Here is a 14006-nt window from a genome sequence, read left to right as displayed (position 1 = left end):
CTTAAACGTCACTTTCGTCAAAGGATATTTCAATTCTTTTGTGTGTAGGCTCAAACTTTGTGAGCTTTACACCGGCAGACGACAGCATCCTTTTGCTTGCGATTGTGCCCTGTGTGTCTGCATACTTATCAGACATATACACAACCTCCTTGATTCCGCATTGAATGATAGCCTTTGCACATTCATTACAAGGGAAAAGTGCAACATAAATTCTTGAGCCTGCAAGATTGTGCCCGCCGGAATTTAAGATTGCATTCAGCTCTGCGTGGCAAACAAACGGATACTTGGTGTCGTTTGAGCTTTCTCCGCTACGCTCCCAAGGATATTCATCATCGCTGCATCCACGGGGAAAGCCGTTGTATCCAACCGACATAATCTTGTTGTCATCGCTTACTATACATGCACCAACCTGAGTGCTTGGGTCCTTGCTTCTTTTAGCCGAAAGCAAGGCAATACCCATAAAATATTCATCCCACGAAATATAATTCTCTCTCTTAGCCATACAAGTATTTACAGCAATCTGCTGCTCTCCTTAAATTATAATACAGATACAAATTCATCAAGCTCGGGGCAATCAATATCTTCAACCCTGCCCTCATCAACAAGCCTTGCGACATCCGGATTAATCGGAAGCTTTGCAAGAACGGGAACGCCAAGCTCCGCTGCGGTTGCATCAATTTGACTTTCGCCGAAAATATTGAGCTTCTTTTTGCAATCGGGACATTCGTAGTAACTCATATTTTCTACCAAGCCAAGCACAGGCACATTCATCAGCCTTGCCATATTGAAGGCCTTGTTTACTATCATCTTTACCAAATCCTGCGGGGTGGAAACAATTACTATGCCGTCAACCGGAAGGCTTTGGAAAACCGTAAGTGCAACATCACCTGTTCCCGGAGGCATATCTACAAACAGATAATCAAGCTCGCCCCAATTTACATCGGTCCAAAATTGCTCAATTACGCCTGAGATAACCGGTCCTCTCCACACAACAGGGGAATTGACATCCTCAAGCAAAAGATTAATGGACATCATTTTTACGCCGGTTTTGGTTACGGTTGGTAAAAGCCCTGTTTCGTCCTGCATTGCACGGCTTGTAATGCCAAAGGATTTCGGCACTGACGGACCTGTAATATCGGCGTCAAGTATACCAACCTTTAATCCTGCTCTTTGGCATCTTGAGGCAAGCAGGCAGCTGACGAGGCTTTTACCTACTCCGCCCTTGCCGGATACAATGCCGATAACCTTTTTGATATTTGAATTTTTGTTCATCGGCTTAAGAAAGCTCTGTTTTTCCTTTCTCTCACCGCAGTTGCTTGAACAGCTTGAACAATCGTGTGTACATTCGCTCATAAATCTAACCTCTCAAACTTAAAATCAGTAGGTTCTGATAACCATATTAACCTTGCCCAAAATTGCAACCTCATCAACAATAATGGGGCTGTATGCATCGTTTTCGGGCTGAAGCCTAAAGTGTCCGTCTTCCTTATAAAATGTTTTTACGGTTGCTTCGTCGCCGATAAGTGCAACGACAATTTGACCGTTTGATGCAACAGGAGTTTGCTCAACAATTACGGTGTCACCGTTTAATATCCCCGCATTAATCATGGAATCGCCGCGTACCTTAAGCGCAAACATATTTTGCCCTTTGTTTTTTACGGGAACGGGAATGTAATCCTCAATGCTTTCAACCGCAAGTATAGGCTGACCTGCCGTAACAGTTCCGACAAGAGGAACATGATATGCCTTTGTATCATAGCCCTTGATTCTTATTGTTCGCTTCATCAACGGGTCACGCTCAATATAACCTGCATCCTCAAGAGCATTAAGGACATATTGCGCAGACGACGGCGAATGATAACCCATTGCCGTTTCTATCTCTCTGACAGTGGGTGCGATACCGCGTTCGTCAAGGCACTGCTTTATAAAATCAAGGCATTGCTGTTGCTTGGCGCCAAGCTTCTTCATAAGCCCTCCTAATATTATAATATAGATATTTTTATGTATAATAAACACTATACAAGTAATACTAACACCCCAAGATAGTAAAGTCAAACAAATGTATGCTATTTAATAAAAAATTCAAAAACTGTGTGGCACAGCGGTACAAAAACTCTCTTTTGGCAAAAAAGTTAGAAAAAAGTGTTGACAAAATAATAAAATTAATATATACTCTTGCTTGCAAGTTAAAATGGCTTTATAGCTCAGTTGGCTAGAGCACGCGGTTCATACCCGCGGTGTCACTGGTTCGAATCCAGTTAAAGCCACCATCTCGGCCCGGTGGTCAAGAGGTTAAGACACCGCCCTTTCACGGCGGTAACACGGGTTCAATTCCCGTCCGGGTCACCAAAGATTTCAGGAGTTGCTTATTGTTAAGCATCTCCTGTTTTATTTATATAACAAAAAGGTGACAGCTCCCTGCCACCTTTGTTTGATATTTATCATTCCCACTCGGCTGTGGGCTCGCTGTTCCTCGCTGTTTACGGTTCAAAACAACGGTATTTCGCTGTTTTTAACATAGCGTTATCGCTACATTGTGCACCGTTTTCAAATTTTTGTACTCAAATTGTACTCACGGATTGTAGAGCAATAGAACAACCAAACAAATCATTTATCGCTTGTTGAATAAATGTAGTTTTCACACCATACTCTTTAAGTTGCATTGCATATATTATGTACTCAAGATATATCAAATCAAGCAATGATAAACCAATAAAATCTTTGTCTAAGTTTCCGTGTGCAAAGTTATTGCGTTGTTGTGATAGGCGTAACCCCATTTCACTGTATTTTAATTTTTCATTGTTCATAGAATAAAGATGTTTTCCAAAAATATCAACTATATCCGCATAGTCTTTTCCTGCTTGTTCTATCTCGTTTTGCAGAGAATTAGAACCAATAAGTTTTCTAAGAAATTTATATATCTCTCTTAATTTTCCTTTCGAATCATTGACTAATCCGTTTAATACTTCAGTAGCAATTTTCTCTGCTTTAATAGTGGCAGACTTTTTGGTGATTCCATCTGGATAGTTTTTCTTGAAAGTCCATTCAAATGCTGCAGTTATCATCACAAAACGTGCGGCGTTTATGCTTTTGCCTGCTCGATATGTTTCGGGAATATGGCGCAAGTAAATTCTATCTTCTGCAATATCATTTAGAATTTTCCCTTCCGCACCACTAATATATTCTTGTTTTATGTATCTTCTCTTTTCAAGAGTTTCAGGCTCGTTATCAACATCTTCATTTACAATGTGAAGTACTGCAAATTTTTCGTGTTTTCCCTCTCCGTATGGAGTTGATACTTCAACTGATGATAGATTAACATTTTTCCTGTAACACAAATACTGAACAAAACATTTTGCAATGCGCCACAGCTTTAATAAAAAAGCATAGTCGTTTGTTTTTTCAAACTCAAAAAACATTTCAGAATGGAGCTCTAACGGTGGTTTGCCTACTTTTCCTGAACTTGTCCTTGATATACCAAAAAAGACTGATACCTCTTTACCATCAACAGAGAAGCATTGTTTGTGACTTGTTGTATTGTCAAAATCTTTAGTTTTGACAGAAACTACACCATCTTCTGTCCATTCCGGAGATTCTAAGGCTTGACTTGTCGAATAAATACAGTCAAGTTCTTGACCCATAAATCCCAATCTGTCTATCCAATCTCTTTCGTACTTTTGAATAATGTACGCCTCTATTTGTACAATCAGAACCGAATTATAGCTACCAATATTATTGTGTTTGGGTAGAAAAATTATTTTTTGACAGTTTTCATTACACTTTCCGATCAAATAATCATCCTCAACATATACTGGATCGCCAAAGGTGTATGCGCCTTTACCTAAGGACTTCATAAACCACATATGTACCTCTTGATCTTTATCTTTAGGCGGTATTAGCCTTAATTCTTCCCTGTCAAAAACGAAAGAGAATTCTATTTCTTTGTAAATTAATGTTCCTGTATATACATCAAACTCAATTGACATTATATCACCATTTCCTTAATAGATACTTATTGTGTGTAGACTTATAGTATTCAAATATATTATAATATAAAATTAGGAGGATTGCAACTATGGATATTGTAAAAGTTTTTGGAACAAATGTGAAGCGTTATCGACAGGCGTTGGGCATATCCCAAGAAGCATTTGCTGAGAAGTGTGGGCTTCACCGAACATATATCAGTGCAATTGAATGTTATCGTCGAAGCATTTCACTTGAAAATATTCAGCGTATAGCTGATGCATTAGAAATCGAAACTTATAAACTTTTTTTGGAGGTTTACGATGAGCGAAAAGATTAAAAATATTTTATTGGAACATCGTGGGAAAGAGAATGCAATTACATCAAAGCAAATAAGTAAAGCAATGGGCTTTCCGATGGAAGATACTCAAGCAGTAAGCCGCAAAGAAATTTGGAAAACTGCGGAAGAATTTGGTCTGCCGGTAATTTCTTGTGGCAATAAAGGCTTCTGTATTGCCGAAACTGATGAAGAAATAAAAGAGTTTAATGATAATCGCAACAAACGTGTTGCTGGGATAAGAAAAACTCAGGACTTGGTCAACAAAAATTATGAGGAGTGGAAAAAGAAGAAATGAAATACACACTAAAAAACGAACTTATTGAAAATTTTAACGAAAGTAATACTTTCAGTTTTCCGAAATATACTTCTCAGTTGATCAACTGGGCAAATCAAAATGCGCAGGGTACTCGTCCTGTTGTTGTCGGTCAGATGTCTGAACTTTTTCCGGAGTTCATGGCATCCGGCGAAGAAATCACCATTGAGAATTGGCGTAAATGGTATGTAGAAAGATATCCCGATGCCTTTGAAAAGGCAACAGACAAGATCTATGTGCAGGTGCAGAATCTCCGTAACGCTATTCCACTCATTGATCGCGAAATGGTAGAGCATTGGGTTGAAGATCTTGTTATTGCTAAGACTTTTAATGGGTTATATGTTCAGAAAGCCATCTTAGCTTCTCTTGCAGAACGCAAAGGAACGACTTATCGTCTTGCAACACCGGATGAAGAATCTGTTGGTATTGACGGATATGTTGGTAATGTTCCTTATTCGATAAAACCTGATACATACAAAACCATGGGACGCCTATCCGAAACGATTGCCGTTAAAATGGTTTATTACACCAAGACAAAGACTGGATTGACTGTCGAAGTAGAAGAATAAGATTGTGGGCGGAGGCAAAACCTCCGCCCTTTCTTTTAGTTAGGAATCGAATTCAAGAATTTATTTTGGCAGACATAGTCGAAAGATGTATCAACATCAACAAATCCCGTTCTCACCAAATGATTGTTAATAAAAGTTTTGTTGTCAAGATATACATAACAGAGTAAATTATTTTCACTATCATGTTTAACAGAATCATATTTTAAGAAAACTTTTCTTTTCTTGAATTTCTCTTGCAAGAATTTTATCGCTTCATTTTCAAATTGAGGGATTGGTTTTATGCCTAACAATTTCACTGTCAATCCGGTATTAAGTTCTATTGTATCAGCTCCCAATACACTTTTTACTGTGAAAAGCTCTTCTCGCTTTGACTCTTGACTATCAATTTTTGAGCCAAACTGAAGTCGTTTAACATCTATTTTTTTGTCCATTTTGTGAGGGTCGTTAAAAACATATGGTAAATCTTCAAATGTATATTTAATGCCATCTCTATCTTCTGTAAAGGTAACTTGCGAATCATCATATATATTGAGCTGGTCTGCACAAAGTTTTTCTCTAATAACAGGTTCAAATTCTTTATTGATTTCATATCCTATGGAATTTCTGCCCAAATGCTTTGCCGCTAATGATGTGGTACCGCTACCGGCAAAAGGATCTAAAACGGTTTCTCCAACAAAAGAAAACATTTTGATTAATCGTTTCGGTAATTCTTCGGGAAACATCGCAATATGTCCTAATTGTTTTACGCCATTGAAATTCCAATGTGATGAGAAATACTGATTCCATTCCTCTTTAGTCATCTTAGAAGAAGCTTTCTGTTCAGGAGTCGGTTTAGGCGGCTTACCTAACTTCTTAAACAATAAGATAAATTCATAGTCCATTTTCAATATTCCGTTTCGAGGATATGGGAAGCTACCCATAATTGCACCACCGCCGGAAGTATTCATTGTGGTAGTTTTTTGCCAAATAATGGCTCCCATATAATCCATACCTAACGATTCACAAAATCGAATAATTTCAGTACGGATTGGAATCACTTTATATCTGCCATAATACACTGAACGAGCAAATTGGTCTCCGATATTTATGCAAAGTCTGCATCCGTCAGCTAATACACGATTACATTCCTTCCAAACGAGGTTAAGATTGTTTATATATTCCTCATAGCTATCATTAAAACCAATTTGATCTTCAGTACCATAATCTTTTAACTGCCAATATGGCGGAGAAGTTATAATCAATTGTACAGATTTGTCTTCAATTTGATTTAGCGAACGACTATCGCCGAATATTATTTTATGTTCAGTCATAACTAAATCCTTTCTTACTTAACTTGTTCGCCATTAGATAACACAAAGTATTGTTCGTATTTAACACCAAGCGCTTCTGCAATTTTATTGAGCTCATCTTGTGTAACAGTATTTCTTTTCAACTTTGCATTGAAATTTTGTGGGGTTTGATCTATTCTTCGTGCAAGCTCAGATAAGCTAACCCCTGTTCTTACGCATAATACGCGTATTTGTTCCGAAGTAGTCATATAAATCCTCCGCAAGCTCTTATTTGATTGATATTATAAAACAATTGATTGATATTGTCAATTTATTATTGTATTTTTCTTGCCTTTTTATATCATTTTAATATCGTCATTGTAATCATTATCATAGCTGTAATATTCCTCGAGATCCTGCTTAATGGCTTTCGTTGCCAGCTCGTGCAGGGAGTCTAAAATACGGTCACGCCATTGCTTGAATTTTTCAAACAAATCCGTTAAACCTAACTGATAAAGGAAATCCTTATACCACTTAACCTCTGTTTGAAGATTATCATTTTCGTTAGATAGTGATGCTATTTCCCTTTGGAGCTTATTGTTTGCCAAAACTGCGTTTTGCATTTCTCTTTCTATCCGAGCAGATTTTGCAAGCTCTGATTTAAGATTTGCATTTTCTGTTCTGTAATCAAGGTTTTCAATTTCCTTTAAGTATTCCGATTGCCTATCAATTTGTCTTTCAAGCTGTTGCTTTTCTACTGTGAGTGTGGCATTTTCCTTTGCTAATTTATTCGCCGTATCAATAACAGAATCATAAACTTCTGATTTTACACCCTTACCGCCTAATGTTTTTTCTCCTTTAGACAAATCATTTGATGGCTTGATTTCTTTTGTTTTCTCCTCAAGAATATCATCTATTGCACCGTCTAATTTTTGCGCAACGGCTCTGTAAGTGTTAATGTCAATATTGTGTCGTTTCTCCGAATGCAGATTGTTTCTGTAAACATTGTACCTTTTGTCAATCTGCTCTAATATTTCAAACAATTCCGCATGCCATTCCTTGTAATCGGTAAATCCTAATTCCTTCATTGCAAGGTTATGGCTGTTTCTTGTTTTCAAGCCTCGTTTTTGATTTGTGCAAAATGGAATATAATCTAAATGCAGGTGCGGAGTGGCTTCATCCATATGAATATATGCCCCGAAAAATTTCACATTATTTGAATACTTGCTTTTAATTTCATCAACAAACTCCTGTAGAATTTTTACAGACCTATCATTTAATTCATCGGAATTATTTATATCACCGATTGCGACAATCAGCTCATAAAAAGGCTTTTCCTGTTTAGACCTGCTGATATGCTCATAGTAATTATTTATTTTTCTATTTGCTCTTGTTTGTCTTGCGTTATATTCCTCTAACGCCTGTCCAAATAAATTGTCATAAACCTGCTTTATGTCTTCGTCAATAATATTCTTATTTAATGGGGTTCGTTTTCTGTCAACATTCTTGGCTGCGAAAGCCCTTTTATTATGCTTAAGCGAACCCTTACCCTTTCTTAATGTCATCGTTGCTGTCACATACTATCACTCCTTTTTGTTACTTTTTGGGAAAAAGTAACGCCCGTGAGCTTTCGCCGCTTACGCAGCGAAAGCCCTGGGCGCGCTAATGCGATTTACTTACTGTAACAATCTATTCTCCTGCCGATATTTCGGTCAAATCATTTCGGCAGGAATACCAAATTGCCTTGTTTAATCGCTATCCCTCATTTCATATAATATGACTGATATTTGCTTAATCAAATTTATCAGTTCATCAGATACTTGCGCCCTGTTGTTTATTCTTTTTAATTCAGTCAATATTTCTTCTAATTTATCCTTAAGACCTTTATATACCCTTGAATTACCGACAACCACGATTTCATAATCAAACAGCTTGCTGATAATATAATCCTGTTTATTCATTCCGCTTATGCTGACGAGGTCATCCAGATGCCTGCTTTCCTCAGGCGACAATCTAAACCCAACTGTCTTGCTCCTAAAACGATTATGACTATCGCAATTTTTGTGTGACATTAAAATCCCTCTTTGTTACCGATTAATTCGAGCCTGTCGGCGATTTCACGCTCTTTTGCCTTGAACTCGTGTGCATATGTCCTGTATGTGATTTCAATGGAATCGTGACCGACTCGTCGGCTGATTGCAACGGGCGTAAATCCTAAATCTATAAGTGCGGACACATGTGAATGTCTTATGTCGTGTACTCTTATTCTCGGAACATCTGCAATTTTGCAGCCTCTGTCAAGCTCGTGATGAACAGATGATTTTGAAATTGTAAATATCCTTTGATTATCCTTCAAGCCGTAAATTGTGCTTAAATAAAACTTCATTTGCTCACATAAAAAGCTTGAAATTTGTATTGTGCGATTACTTGCCGGAGTTTTCGGTGGGGTGATAACATCTCTGCCCTTAATCCTTTGATAGCTTTTGTTTATTCTAATGGTCTTGTTTTCAAGGTCAAAATCTGCTTTGGTTAATGCAAGCGCCTCGCCCAACCTCATACCCGTGTACCATAGCAGTTGAAAAAACTGATATGATTCCGGCTTGTCCATTATCGCATTTGAAAACGCCTCGTACTGCTCTTGAGTCCAAATTTGCATTTCGTTTTTCGGTTTCTTTTGCCCTATGGGATCAACTGCTTGAACCGGATTTTTCTCTAATCCGTAATACCTTACTGCGTGATTAAATAATGCAGAAAGCTGACTGTTAATTTTTCTTAAATATGTTTCGGAATAAGGCTTGCCGTACTTGTCCTTTGAATTTAATATTTCGTTTTGCCAAGAAATAATATCCTTTGGCTTAATTTCATTAAGCTTGAAATTCTTAAAATAGGGGAGAATTTTCAATTCAAATATTGATTCCTTTGTCAAAAGAGTGTTTTCCCTAACTCTCATTTTCAAATCATTAATGTAAATATCATAAAATGAAGCAAATGTCATATTAAGGCTTGAATTTTGAGTCCTTAAAAATTCTGCAACCCATTCATTTGCTTCACGCTTTGTGTTAAAGCCTCGCTTACAGCTCTTTTTACGGTTGCCCTGCCAATCGGTATATCTGTATTGAATTAACCACTTGCCTGTTTTAGGGTCCTTTGTAGGCTCCAATTACATCACCCCTTTTTGCGTTGTACCGCCATACCATTTTTCGTTGAAATATGCTATCGGCACCTTGCCGGCTATAACTAAATATCCCTGCTCTTGCAGACTTTCGTTCATCGCCTTTATGATTTTATATGAATGACCCTTTGATATTTGCAGCATATTCATTAGGTCTTCGGCATTATAAAAAATTTTATCTTCATTTGTCATAAATGCTTTCTCCTTTCTTTATTCAATTTTAATGTAGCCTTATGACTACATTATTATTGTAGCGCAGTCGCTACTCTATGTCAAGTCGCTTTTGAAAAATATTTTTATAGACAAATGAAATATTATGTGTTAAGATAAATATAGCGACAAGGCTACAAGAATTAGGAAGTGAAAAAATGACTATCGGAGAAAAGATTAAAGCATACAGAAAAAGCCAAAATATGACCGCAGCAGAGCTTGCTGAAAAATCAGGAATACACCCTGTATCAATCAGAAAATACGAAACAGGTGCTATGATTCCAAAGCCGGAGCAAATAAAGAAAATAGCTGACGCGCTCAATATCAGCTATATGACCTTGGATGACAGTGTAACCGATTACTTTGCAATAAAAAGTGAATATGATGTATTGGCGTTATCAAAGTTGTTTATCAAAACAGGCTTGCTAATTCCTCAAGCCACAGACAACGATGATGTAGTATTAAAAATCGGCAAGGAATTTATAGATAACTTTGATATTAACCCAAATACAGAATTACAAATAAAGGACGAGCCGTTAAAGGAAGCTATTGCAGATTACATTGACTATTCCCTTGACCAAGCAGAAACAATCACAATAGATGAGGTAGAAAAAAGAAATCTGCAAAATGATATTGCCTTCCTGAGAAGACACAATGTAGTGACTTCAAAAGAAGGCAAAAAGTAAAAAACTATAAAAAGTGTACTCAAAATGTACTCAATAGAGTAAAAAGAAAACCACAAACCCCGATAAATAAAGGGTTTGTGGTATTTTTGTATCATTCCCACTCAATATAAATAACATTTATCTACAATATTTTTAAGTGTTTTTTATCATATTTAGTGAATATATTTAATGATTTTTGCTCATTTTACTTCGTTTTTTAATTTTTCATAGTCAAAATATAGTCATAAGTTTCTATTTGTTCTAAATGATTTTTGTTATGCAAAAACAAAAAGTTGACAAAATAGTAGAATTATGCTACTATGATTATAGACAAAGGGCTTATCGGATAGACGGTTAGCCTCGTAAGTGATTAAAAAATAACCGCTTGTTTTTCGAGGACAGGGCGGTTATTTTTTTATGCTTAATATGTAGCCTGTGGCTGCGAAAAGAATAACTACAACAAATGCAAGATATTCCATAGCATCACCCCCTAACCATTATTAGAGGGCATTGCCCCCTGATAAATAAGGGCTAACCGCCTACCGTTTTACGACAGTTTCCTTTGTCCGTTTTTGATTATACCTTATTCGTAAATCTCTGTCAATGCAAAAGAGCCAAGGTCAATCCTCGGCTCTTTGTTTTGCTTTTAGCCCTGCTATATAACAGGGTTCTTTTTGGTGCAAGAATAACACACTGCCTTTTTAACTCGATAAGCAGTTTAGAGATTAGCACTTTTGATAAACGGTCTGTGCAGTTGACCGTCTTTTAAAGATAGCGTAACTAATTACTCGCACTAACAACAGGCGAATTATTTACACAAATTACTATGCTATCGCACTAATATTTAGCACATTTTACTCCCATTCTGCAATAAAGGTGTGATTCTAAACTTTTTTGTTTAGAATTTTTATCTCTTTTTGCACCTGATTATTTGATGTATCCATATTATCCATCGTTGCCGATGTACTGTTATCAATTTGTTATCAACCTTGATAACAGCCATAATATTTCACAATCTATTGGCAAATATATTGTAACAAAGAATATGAAAAAATGCAATCCAACATTTAAAATATGTACTATATTCCGCATACCCACTGTGACATTATTTACCCTATGTTCCTATTTTGTTTGACAATTATATTGACAACACCTAATATATTATTAGTAAAACCTCTTTACTTTCTTAACGAATTGTGTTAAAATAAAATTACCAAAAAGGTAATTTTATCGGGAGGAGGTTCCCCTTGACCATTAATTATGACAGTACACATGTGAAAAATCTGTGTAAAGATAGAAAATATGCTTTGAAAATAATGGATTCAAAAGTATATAAAAAACTATCATCAATAATAAACTTTATCGAGAATGCAGATTCTCTTTTAGATATAAAAAACTATCCGTCATTCCATTTTCACGACTTAGACAATGAATACAAAGACCAGTGGGCAATATATGTAGGCAGAACTGGATATAGAATTCATATTATCCCACAAGATTCTAAAAATAATCTTATAAGTAAAGGAGATGTAACGCCCAATATAAAAAACATAAAAATTATCTTAATCAAGGAGGTTAGTAATCATTATGACAAACAATGTTGAATATAAAGAGATAATGGCTTTTCATCCCGGTTATTATATTCAAGAAACAATTGAAGAACTTGAAATTACTCAAGAAGAATTTGCAATTAGACTTGGAACTACCGCTAAGACCATTAGTAAATTAGTGAATGGTGAAATAAATTTGTCTAATGATATTGCACATAAATTATCCAATATGCTTGGAACCAGTGTTGAGTTGTGGTTGAATCTTCAAACAACATATGAGAAAAAACTAATTGAAATTGAAGAAGCAAAGCAATTAGATCAACAAAAAAACATCGCATATATGATAGACTATAAGTATTTTGTAAGTTTAGGTCTGGTTTCAGAAGCAAGAAAAATCGAAGACAAGATTACTAATTTGAGGCAGTTTTTTCAAATTTCAAGTTTGGATATCCTTTTAACACCAGATTTCCTTGTAAACTATAGAACCGCCACTCAAACATTTAACGATAAAAACATCATTAATTCTAGGGCATGGTTGCAAACGGCTATTAATATTGGTAGGAATATGCAAGTTTCAGATTTTGATGCCAAAAAACTCAAATCTTATCTCTCGGAAATAAGATCAATGACGCTTCAATCTCCACAAATATTCTTACCAAGATTAAAAGAAATCTTTTCAGAATGTGGAGTAACTTTTGTATTATTACCATATTTAAAGAACTCGGGCGTAAATGGTGCTGTAAAGTGGATTAACAAAGATAAGGTAATACTGGCATTGAATGATAGAAGAAAATCAGCCGATACCTTTTGGTTTTCATTGTTCCATGAGATAAAACATGTTCTGCAGCAAAAGCACAAACAAATATTCATTAGCGGACAAGAAATTAATACAGCATACTCAAATGAACAACTTGAAGCAGAAGCAGATAAGTTTGCACAAGAAACTCTAATACCAGAGGACTTGTACCAATCATTCATTAACAATAGAAATCTTTCTGATCCTGCCATAGTTAATTTTGCAAAACAAATAGGTGTTCATCCAGGTGTTATATTTGGAAGGCTTCAACATGACAATTATATAGCACCAAACAGAGGCGGATTATACAAAATCAAATATACAATTATCGCTTAATCATAACCACCAGTTGAACTGGTGGTTTGCACAGGCCCTATAAGGGCCGCCTACTGGCTTTCCGACTGAAAGTCGGCACTGAAGTTTGGCATCGCATTACTGTTTCAAGCAGCCCCTCTCGTGGGGCTGTTTATTTTTGCTTACTTATTCTTGTTACCCGTGAACGGGTCTACATACTCTTTAAGTGAAATTTGGTCATTTGCAAAATCTTCCTCAAGTTGATTTTGTATGTACTTTTCTATCACTTTCTTGTTTCGACCGACTGTATCAACATAGTATCCCCTACACCAAAAATGTCGGTTGCCGTACTTATACTTTAAATTTGCGTGTCGGTCGAAAATCATCAATGTGCTTTTTCCCTTGAGATATCCCATGAATTGCGTTACACTTATGTACGGTGGTATTGATACCAAAAGGTGTATATGGTCTTTATAGGCTTCTGCCTCTATGATTTCTACGCCTTTCTGTTCGCACAATTTACGGATTATTTCTCCGATATCTTTTCTTAATTTTCCGTATATCTCTTTTCTGCGATATTTTGGTGCGAACACTATGTGATACTGACACCTGTATGTCGAGTGCGACAATGTTTTTATTTCGTTGTTTGAGTTCTTTTTTATCATGCTTTTAACCTCCTGTATTTTAGTAACGCGGCTGCCAAACCGTTTCTATTTACTCATCTCTGTGAGCGTGAAAATGCGAAACAGAGTGAGGCAACGTTCTCCGAAATAATCTAAATCTTTGATTTAGTTATTTTTTCGTGAGGTTGTTATACTTGGAGGTTATTTTTTCGCCAATACCCTCGGCTTGCATTAAGCTCACCG

Annotated in this window: 17 protein-coding genes and 2 tRNA genes; 8 read left to right on the top strand and 11 right to left on the bottom strand. The window is 36.3% G+C overall.

Annotated features, from left to right (window positions below):
• Position 1 precedes the first annotated feature (1 nt).
• The 3 genes from Q0P34_RS04745 to lexA are packed head-to-tail and all read right to left on the bottom strand — an operon-like array spanning position 2 to position 1968.
• The gene (locus Q0P34_RS04745; protein ID WP_178669214.1) at positions 2 to 502 is read right to left on the bottom strand and encodes a dCMP deaminase family protein; all 501 of its coding nucleotides are present in this window, start codon (positions 500 to 502) and stop codon (positions 2 to 4) included.
• A gap of 35 nt (positions 503 to 537) precedes the next feature.
• On the bottom strand, positions 538 to 1353 hold the full coding sequence (locus Q0P34_RS04740) for an Mrp/NBP35 family ATP-binding protein (protein ID WP_294953617.1): 816 nt from the start codon (positions 1351 to 1353) through the stop codon (positions 538 to 540).
• Positions 1354 to 1377: 24 nt separating this feature from the next.
• Positions 1378 to 1968, bottom strand: coding sequence for a transcriptional repressor LexA (lexA, locus tag Q0P34_RS04735; protein ID WP_294953614.1), 591 nt, complete (start codon positions 1966 to 1968; stop codon positions 1378 to 1380).
• Positions 1969 to 2193: 225 nt separating this feature from the next.
• On the opposite strand from lexA, the gene Q0P34_RS04730 reads away from it, so the two are divergent.
• Together Q0P34_RS04730 and Q0P34_RS04725 are read left to right on the top strand one after the other, a co-directional pair.
• Positions 2194 to 2270, top strand: a tRNA-Met gene (locus Q0P34_RS04730).
• Between the two features lie 4 nt (positions 2271 to 2274).
• Positions 2275 to 2349, top strand: a tRNA-Glu gene (locus Q0P34_RS04725).
• Between the two features lie 212 nt (positions 2350 to 2561).
• Here the strand turns inward: Q0P34_RS04725 and Q0P34_RS04720 are convergent.
• Complete coding sequence (locus Q0P34_RS04720) at positions 2562 to 3986, bottom strand: hypothetical protein (RefSeq protein WP_294953611.1); 1425 nt, start codon at positions 3984 to 3986, stop codon at positions 2562 to 2564.
• A gap of 89 nt (positions 3987 to 4075) precedes the next feature.
• Between Q0P34_RS04720 and Q0P34_RS04715 the strand changes: the two genes are divergently transcribed.
• Genes Q0P34_RS04715 through Q0P34_RS04705 form a run of 3 tightly spaced genes read left to right on the top strand, consistent with a single transcriptional unit; the run spans position 4076 to position 5185 of the window.
• The gene (locus Q0P34_RS04715; RefSeq protein WP_294953609.1) at positions 4076 to 4303 is read left to right on the top strand and encodes a helix-turn-helix transcriptional regulator; all 228 of its coding nucleotides are present in this window, start codon (positions 4076 to 4078) and stop codon (positions 4301 to 4303) included.
• On the top strand, positions 4287 to 4598 hold the full coding sequence (locus Q0P34_RS04710) for a hypothetical protein (protein ID WP_294953606.1): 312 nt from the start codon (positions 4287 to 4289) through the stop codon (positions 4596 to 4598). Before Q0P34_RS04715 ends, Q0P34_RS04710 begins: the two co-directional genes overlap by 17 nt.
• The gene (locus Q0P34_RS04705; RefSeq protein ID WP_294953603.1) at positions 4580 to 5185 is read left to right on the top strand and encodes an MjaI family restriction endonuclease; all 606 of its coding nucleotides are present in this window, start codon (positions 4580 to 4582) and stop codon (positions 5183 to 5185) included. The genes Q0P34_RS04710 and Q0P34_RS04705 overlap by 19 nt, the downstream gene beginning before the upstream one ends.
• A 35-nt stretch (positions 5186 to 5220) precedes the next feature.
• Here the strand turns inward: Q0P34_RS04705 and Q0P34_RS04700 are convergent, their stop codons facing one another.
• From Q0P34_RS04700 to Q0P34_RS04675, 6 genes are all read right to left on the bottom strand, one after another.
• Positions 5221 to 6495, bottom strand: coding sequence for a DNA methyltransferase (locus tag Q0P34_RS04700; protein WP_294953600.1), 1275 nt, complete (start codon positions 6493 to 6495; stop codon positions 5221 to 5223).
• Positions 6496 to 6509: 14 nt separating this feature from the next.
• Entirely contained in the window at positions 6510 to 6722 is a 213-nt protein-coding gene (locus tag Q0P34_RS04695) for a helix-turn-helix transcriptional regulator (RefSeq protein ID WP_294953597.1), read from the bottom strand.
• Positions 6723 to 6809: 87 nt separating this feature from the next.
• The gene (locus tag Q0P34_RS04690) at positions 6810 to 8030 is read right to left on the bottom strand and encodes a plasmid recombination protein (protein ID WP_294953595.1); all 1221 of its coding nucleotides are present in this window, start codon (positions 8028 to 8030) and stop codon (positions 6810 to 6812) included.
• A 171-nt stretch (positions 8031 to 8201) separates the two neighbouring features.
• Positions 8202 to 8525, bottom strand: a complete 324-nt coding sequence (locus Q0P34_RS04685) for a hypothetical protein (protein ID WP_294953592.1) — start codon at positions 8523 to 8525, stop codon at positions 8202 to 8204.
• Positions 8525 to 9613 carry a site-specific integrase gene (locus Q0P34_RS04680; protein WP_294953589.1) on the bottom strand — a complete coding sequence of 363 codons (1089 nt, stop codon included), beginning with the start codon at positions 9611 to 9613 and terminating at the stop codon, positions 8525 to 8527. The genes Q0P34_RS04685 and Q0P34_RS04680 overlap by 1 nt, the downstream gene beginning before the upstream one ends.
• Positions 9614 to 9817, bottom strand: coding sequence for an ICEBs1 excisionase (locus tag Q0P34_RS04675; RefSeq protein WP_294953587.1), 204 nt, complete (start codon positions 9815 to 9817; stop codon positions 9614 to 9616). It lies immediately after the preceding gene.
• A gap of 176 nt (positions 9818 to 9993) precedes the next feature.
• Here Q0P34_RS04675 and Q0P34_RS04670 point away from each other — a divergent pair, with 176 nt between their 5' ends.
• The 3 genes from Q0P34_RS04670 (at position 9994) to Q0P34_RS04660 (ending at position 13182) form a co-directional block, all read left to right on the top strand.
• Positions 9994 to 10521, top strand: a complete 528-nt coding sequence (locus Q0P34_RS04670) for a helix-turn-helix transcriptional regulator (RefSeq protein ID WP_294953584.1) — start codon at positions 9994 to 9996, stop codon at positions 10519 to 10521.
• A 1226-nt stretch (positions 10522 to 11747) separates the two neighbouring features.
• Positions 11748 to 12104, top strand: coding sequence for a hypothetical protein (locus Q0P34_RS04665; protein ID WP_294953581.1), 357 nt, complete (start codon positions 11748 to 11750; stop codon positions 12102 to 12104).
• Complete coding sequence (locus Q0P34_RS04660) at positions 12088 to 13182, top strand: HigA family addiction module antitoxin (protein ID WP_294953578.1); 1095 nt, start codon at positions 12088 to 12090, stop codon at positions 13180 to 13182. The genes Q0P34_RS04665 and Q0P34_RS04660 overlap by 17 nt, the downstream gene beginning before the upstream one ends.
• A gap of 140 nt (positions 13183 to 13322) precedes the next feature.
• Here Q0P34_RS04660 and tnpA read toward each other — a convergent pair whose 3' ends face one another.
• A complete protein-coding gene (gene tnpA, locus Q0P34_RS04655) occupies positions 13323 to 13805 on the bottom strand; it encodes an IS200/IS605 family transposase (protein ID WP_294953575.1) in 483 nt (160 codons plus the stop codon).
• Positions 13806 to 14006 lie beyond the last annotated feature (201 nt).

Source organism: uncultured Eubacterium sp., from assembly GCF_945980375.1.
Taxonomy (GTDB): Bacteria; Bacillota; Clostridia; order Oscillospirales; family Acutalibacteraceae; genus Eubacterium_R.
The sequence above is the reverse complement of the archived record's forward strand: the minus strand, read 5'-3'. Positions and strand labels throughout refer to the sequence as shown.

Bases quoted from the DNA above. Each gene is read 5' to 3' on its own strand.
- Q0P34_RS04745 (WP_178669214.1), bottom strand. From the start codon at position 502: ATGGCTAAGAGAGAGAATTATATTTCGTGGGATGAATATTTTATGGGT.
- Q0P34_RS04740 (WP_294953617.1), bottom strand. From the start codon at position 1,353: ATGAGCGAATGTACACACGATTGTTCAAGCTGTTCAAGCAACTGCGGT.
- lexA (WP_294953614.1), bottom strand. From the start codon at position 1,968: ATGAAGAAGCTTGGCGCCAAGCAACAGCAATGCCTTGATTTTATAAAG.
- Q0P34_RS04720 (WP_294953611.1), bottom strand. From the start codon at position 3,986: ATGTCAATTGAGTTTGATGTATATACAGGAACATTAATTTACAAAGAA.
- Q0P34_RS04715 (WP_294953609.1), top strand. From the start codon at position 4,076: ATGGATATTGTAAAAGTTTTTGGAACAAATGTGAAGCGTTATCGACAG.
- Q0P34_RS04710 (WP_294953606.1), top strand. From the start codon at position 4,287: ATGAGCGAAAAGATTAAAAATATTTTATTGGAACATCGTGGGAAAGAG.
- Q0P34_RS04700 (WP_294953600.1), bottom strand. From the start codon at position 6,495: ATGACTGAACATAAAATAATATTCGGCGATAGTCGTTCGCTAAATCAA.
- Q0P34_RS04695 (WP_294953597.1), bottom strand. From the start codon at position 6,722: ATGACTACTTCGGAACAAATACGCGTATTATGCGTAAGAACAGGGGTT.
- Q0P34_RS04685 (WP_294953592.1), bottom strand. From the start codon at position 8,525: ATGTCACACAAAAATTGCGATAGTCATAATCGTTTTAGGAGCAAGACA.
- Q0P34_RS04675 (WP_294953587.1), bottom strand. From the start codon at position 9,817: ATGACAAATGAAGATAAAATTTTTTATAATGCCGAAGACCTAATGAAT.
- Q0P34_RS04670 (WP_294953584.1), top strand. From the start codon at position 9,994: ATGACTATCGGAGAAAAGATTAAAGCATACAGAAAAAGCCAAAATATG.
- Q0P34_RS04660 (WP_294953578.1), top strand. From the start codon at position 12,088: ATGACAAACAATGTTGAATATAAAGAGATAATGGCTTTTCATCCCGGT.
- tnpA (WP_294953575.1), bottom strand. From the start codon at position 13,805: ATGATAAAAAAGAACTCAAACAACGAAATAAAAACATTGTCGCACTCG.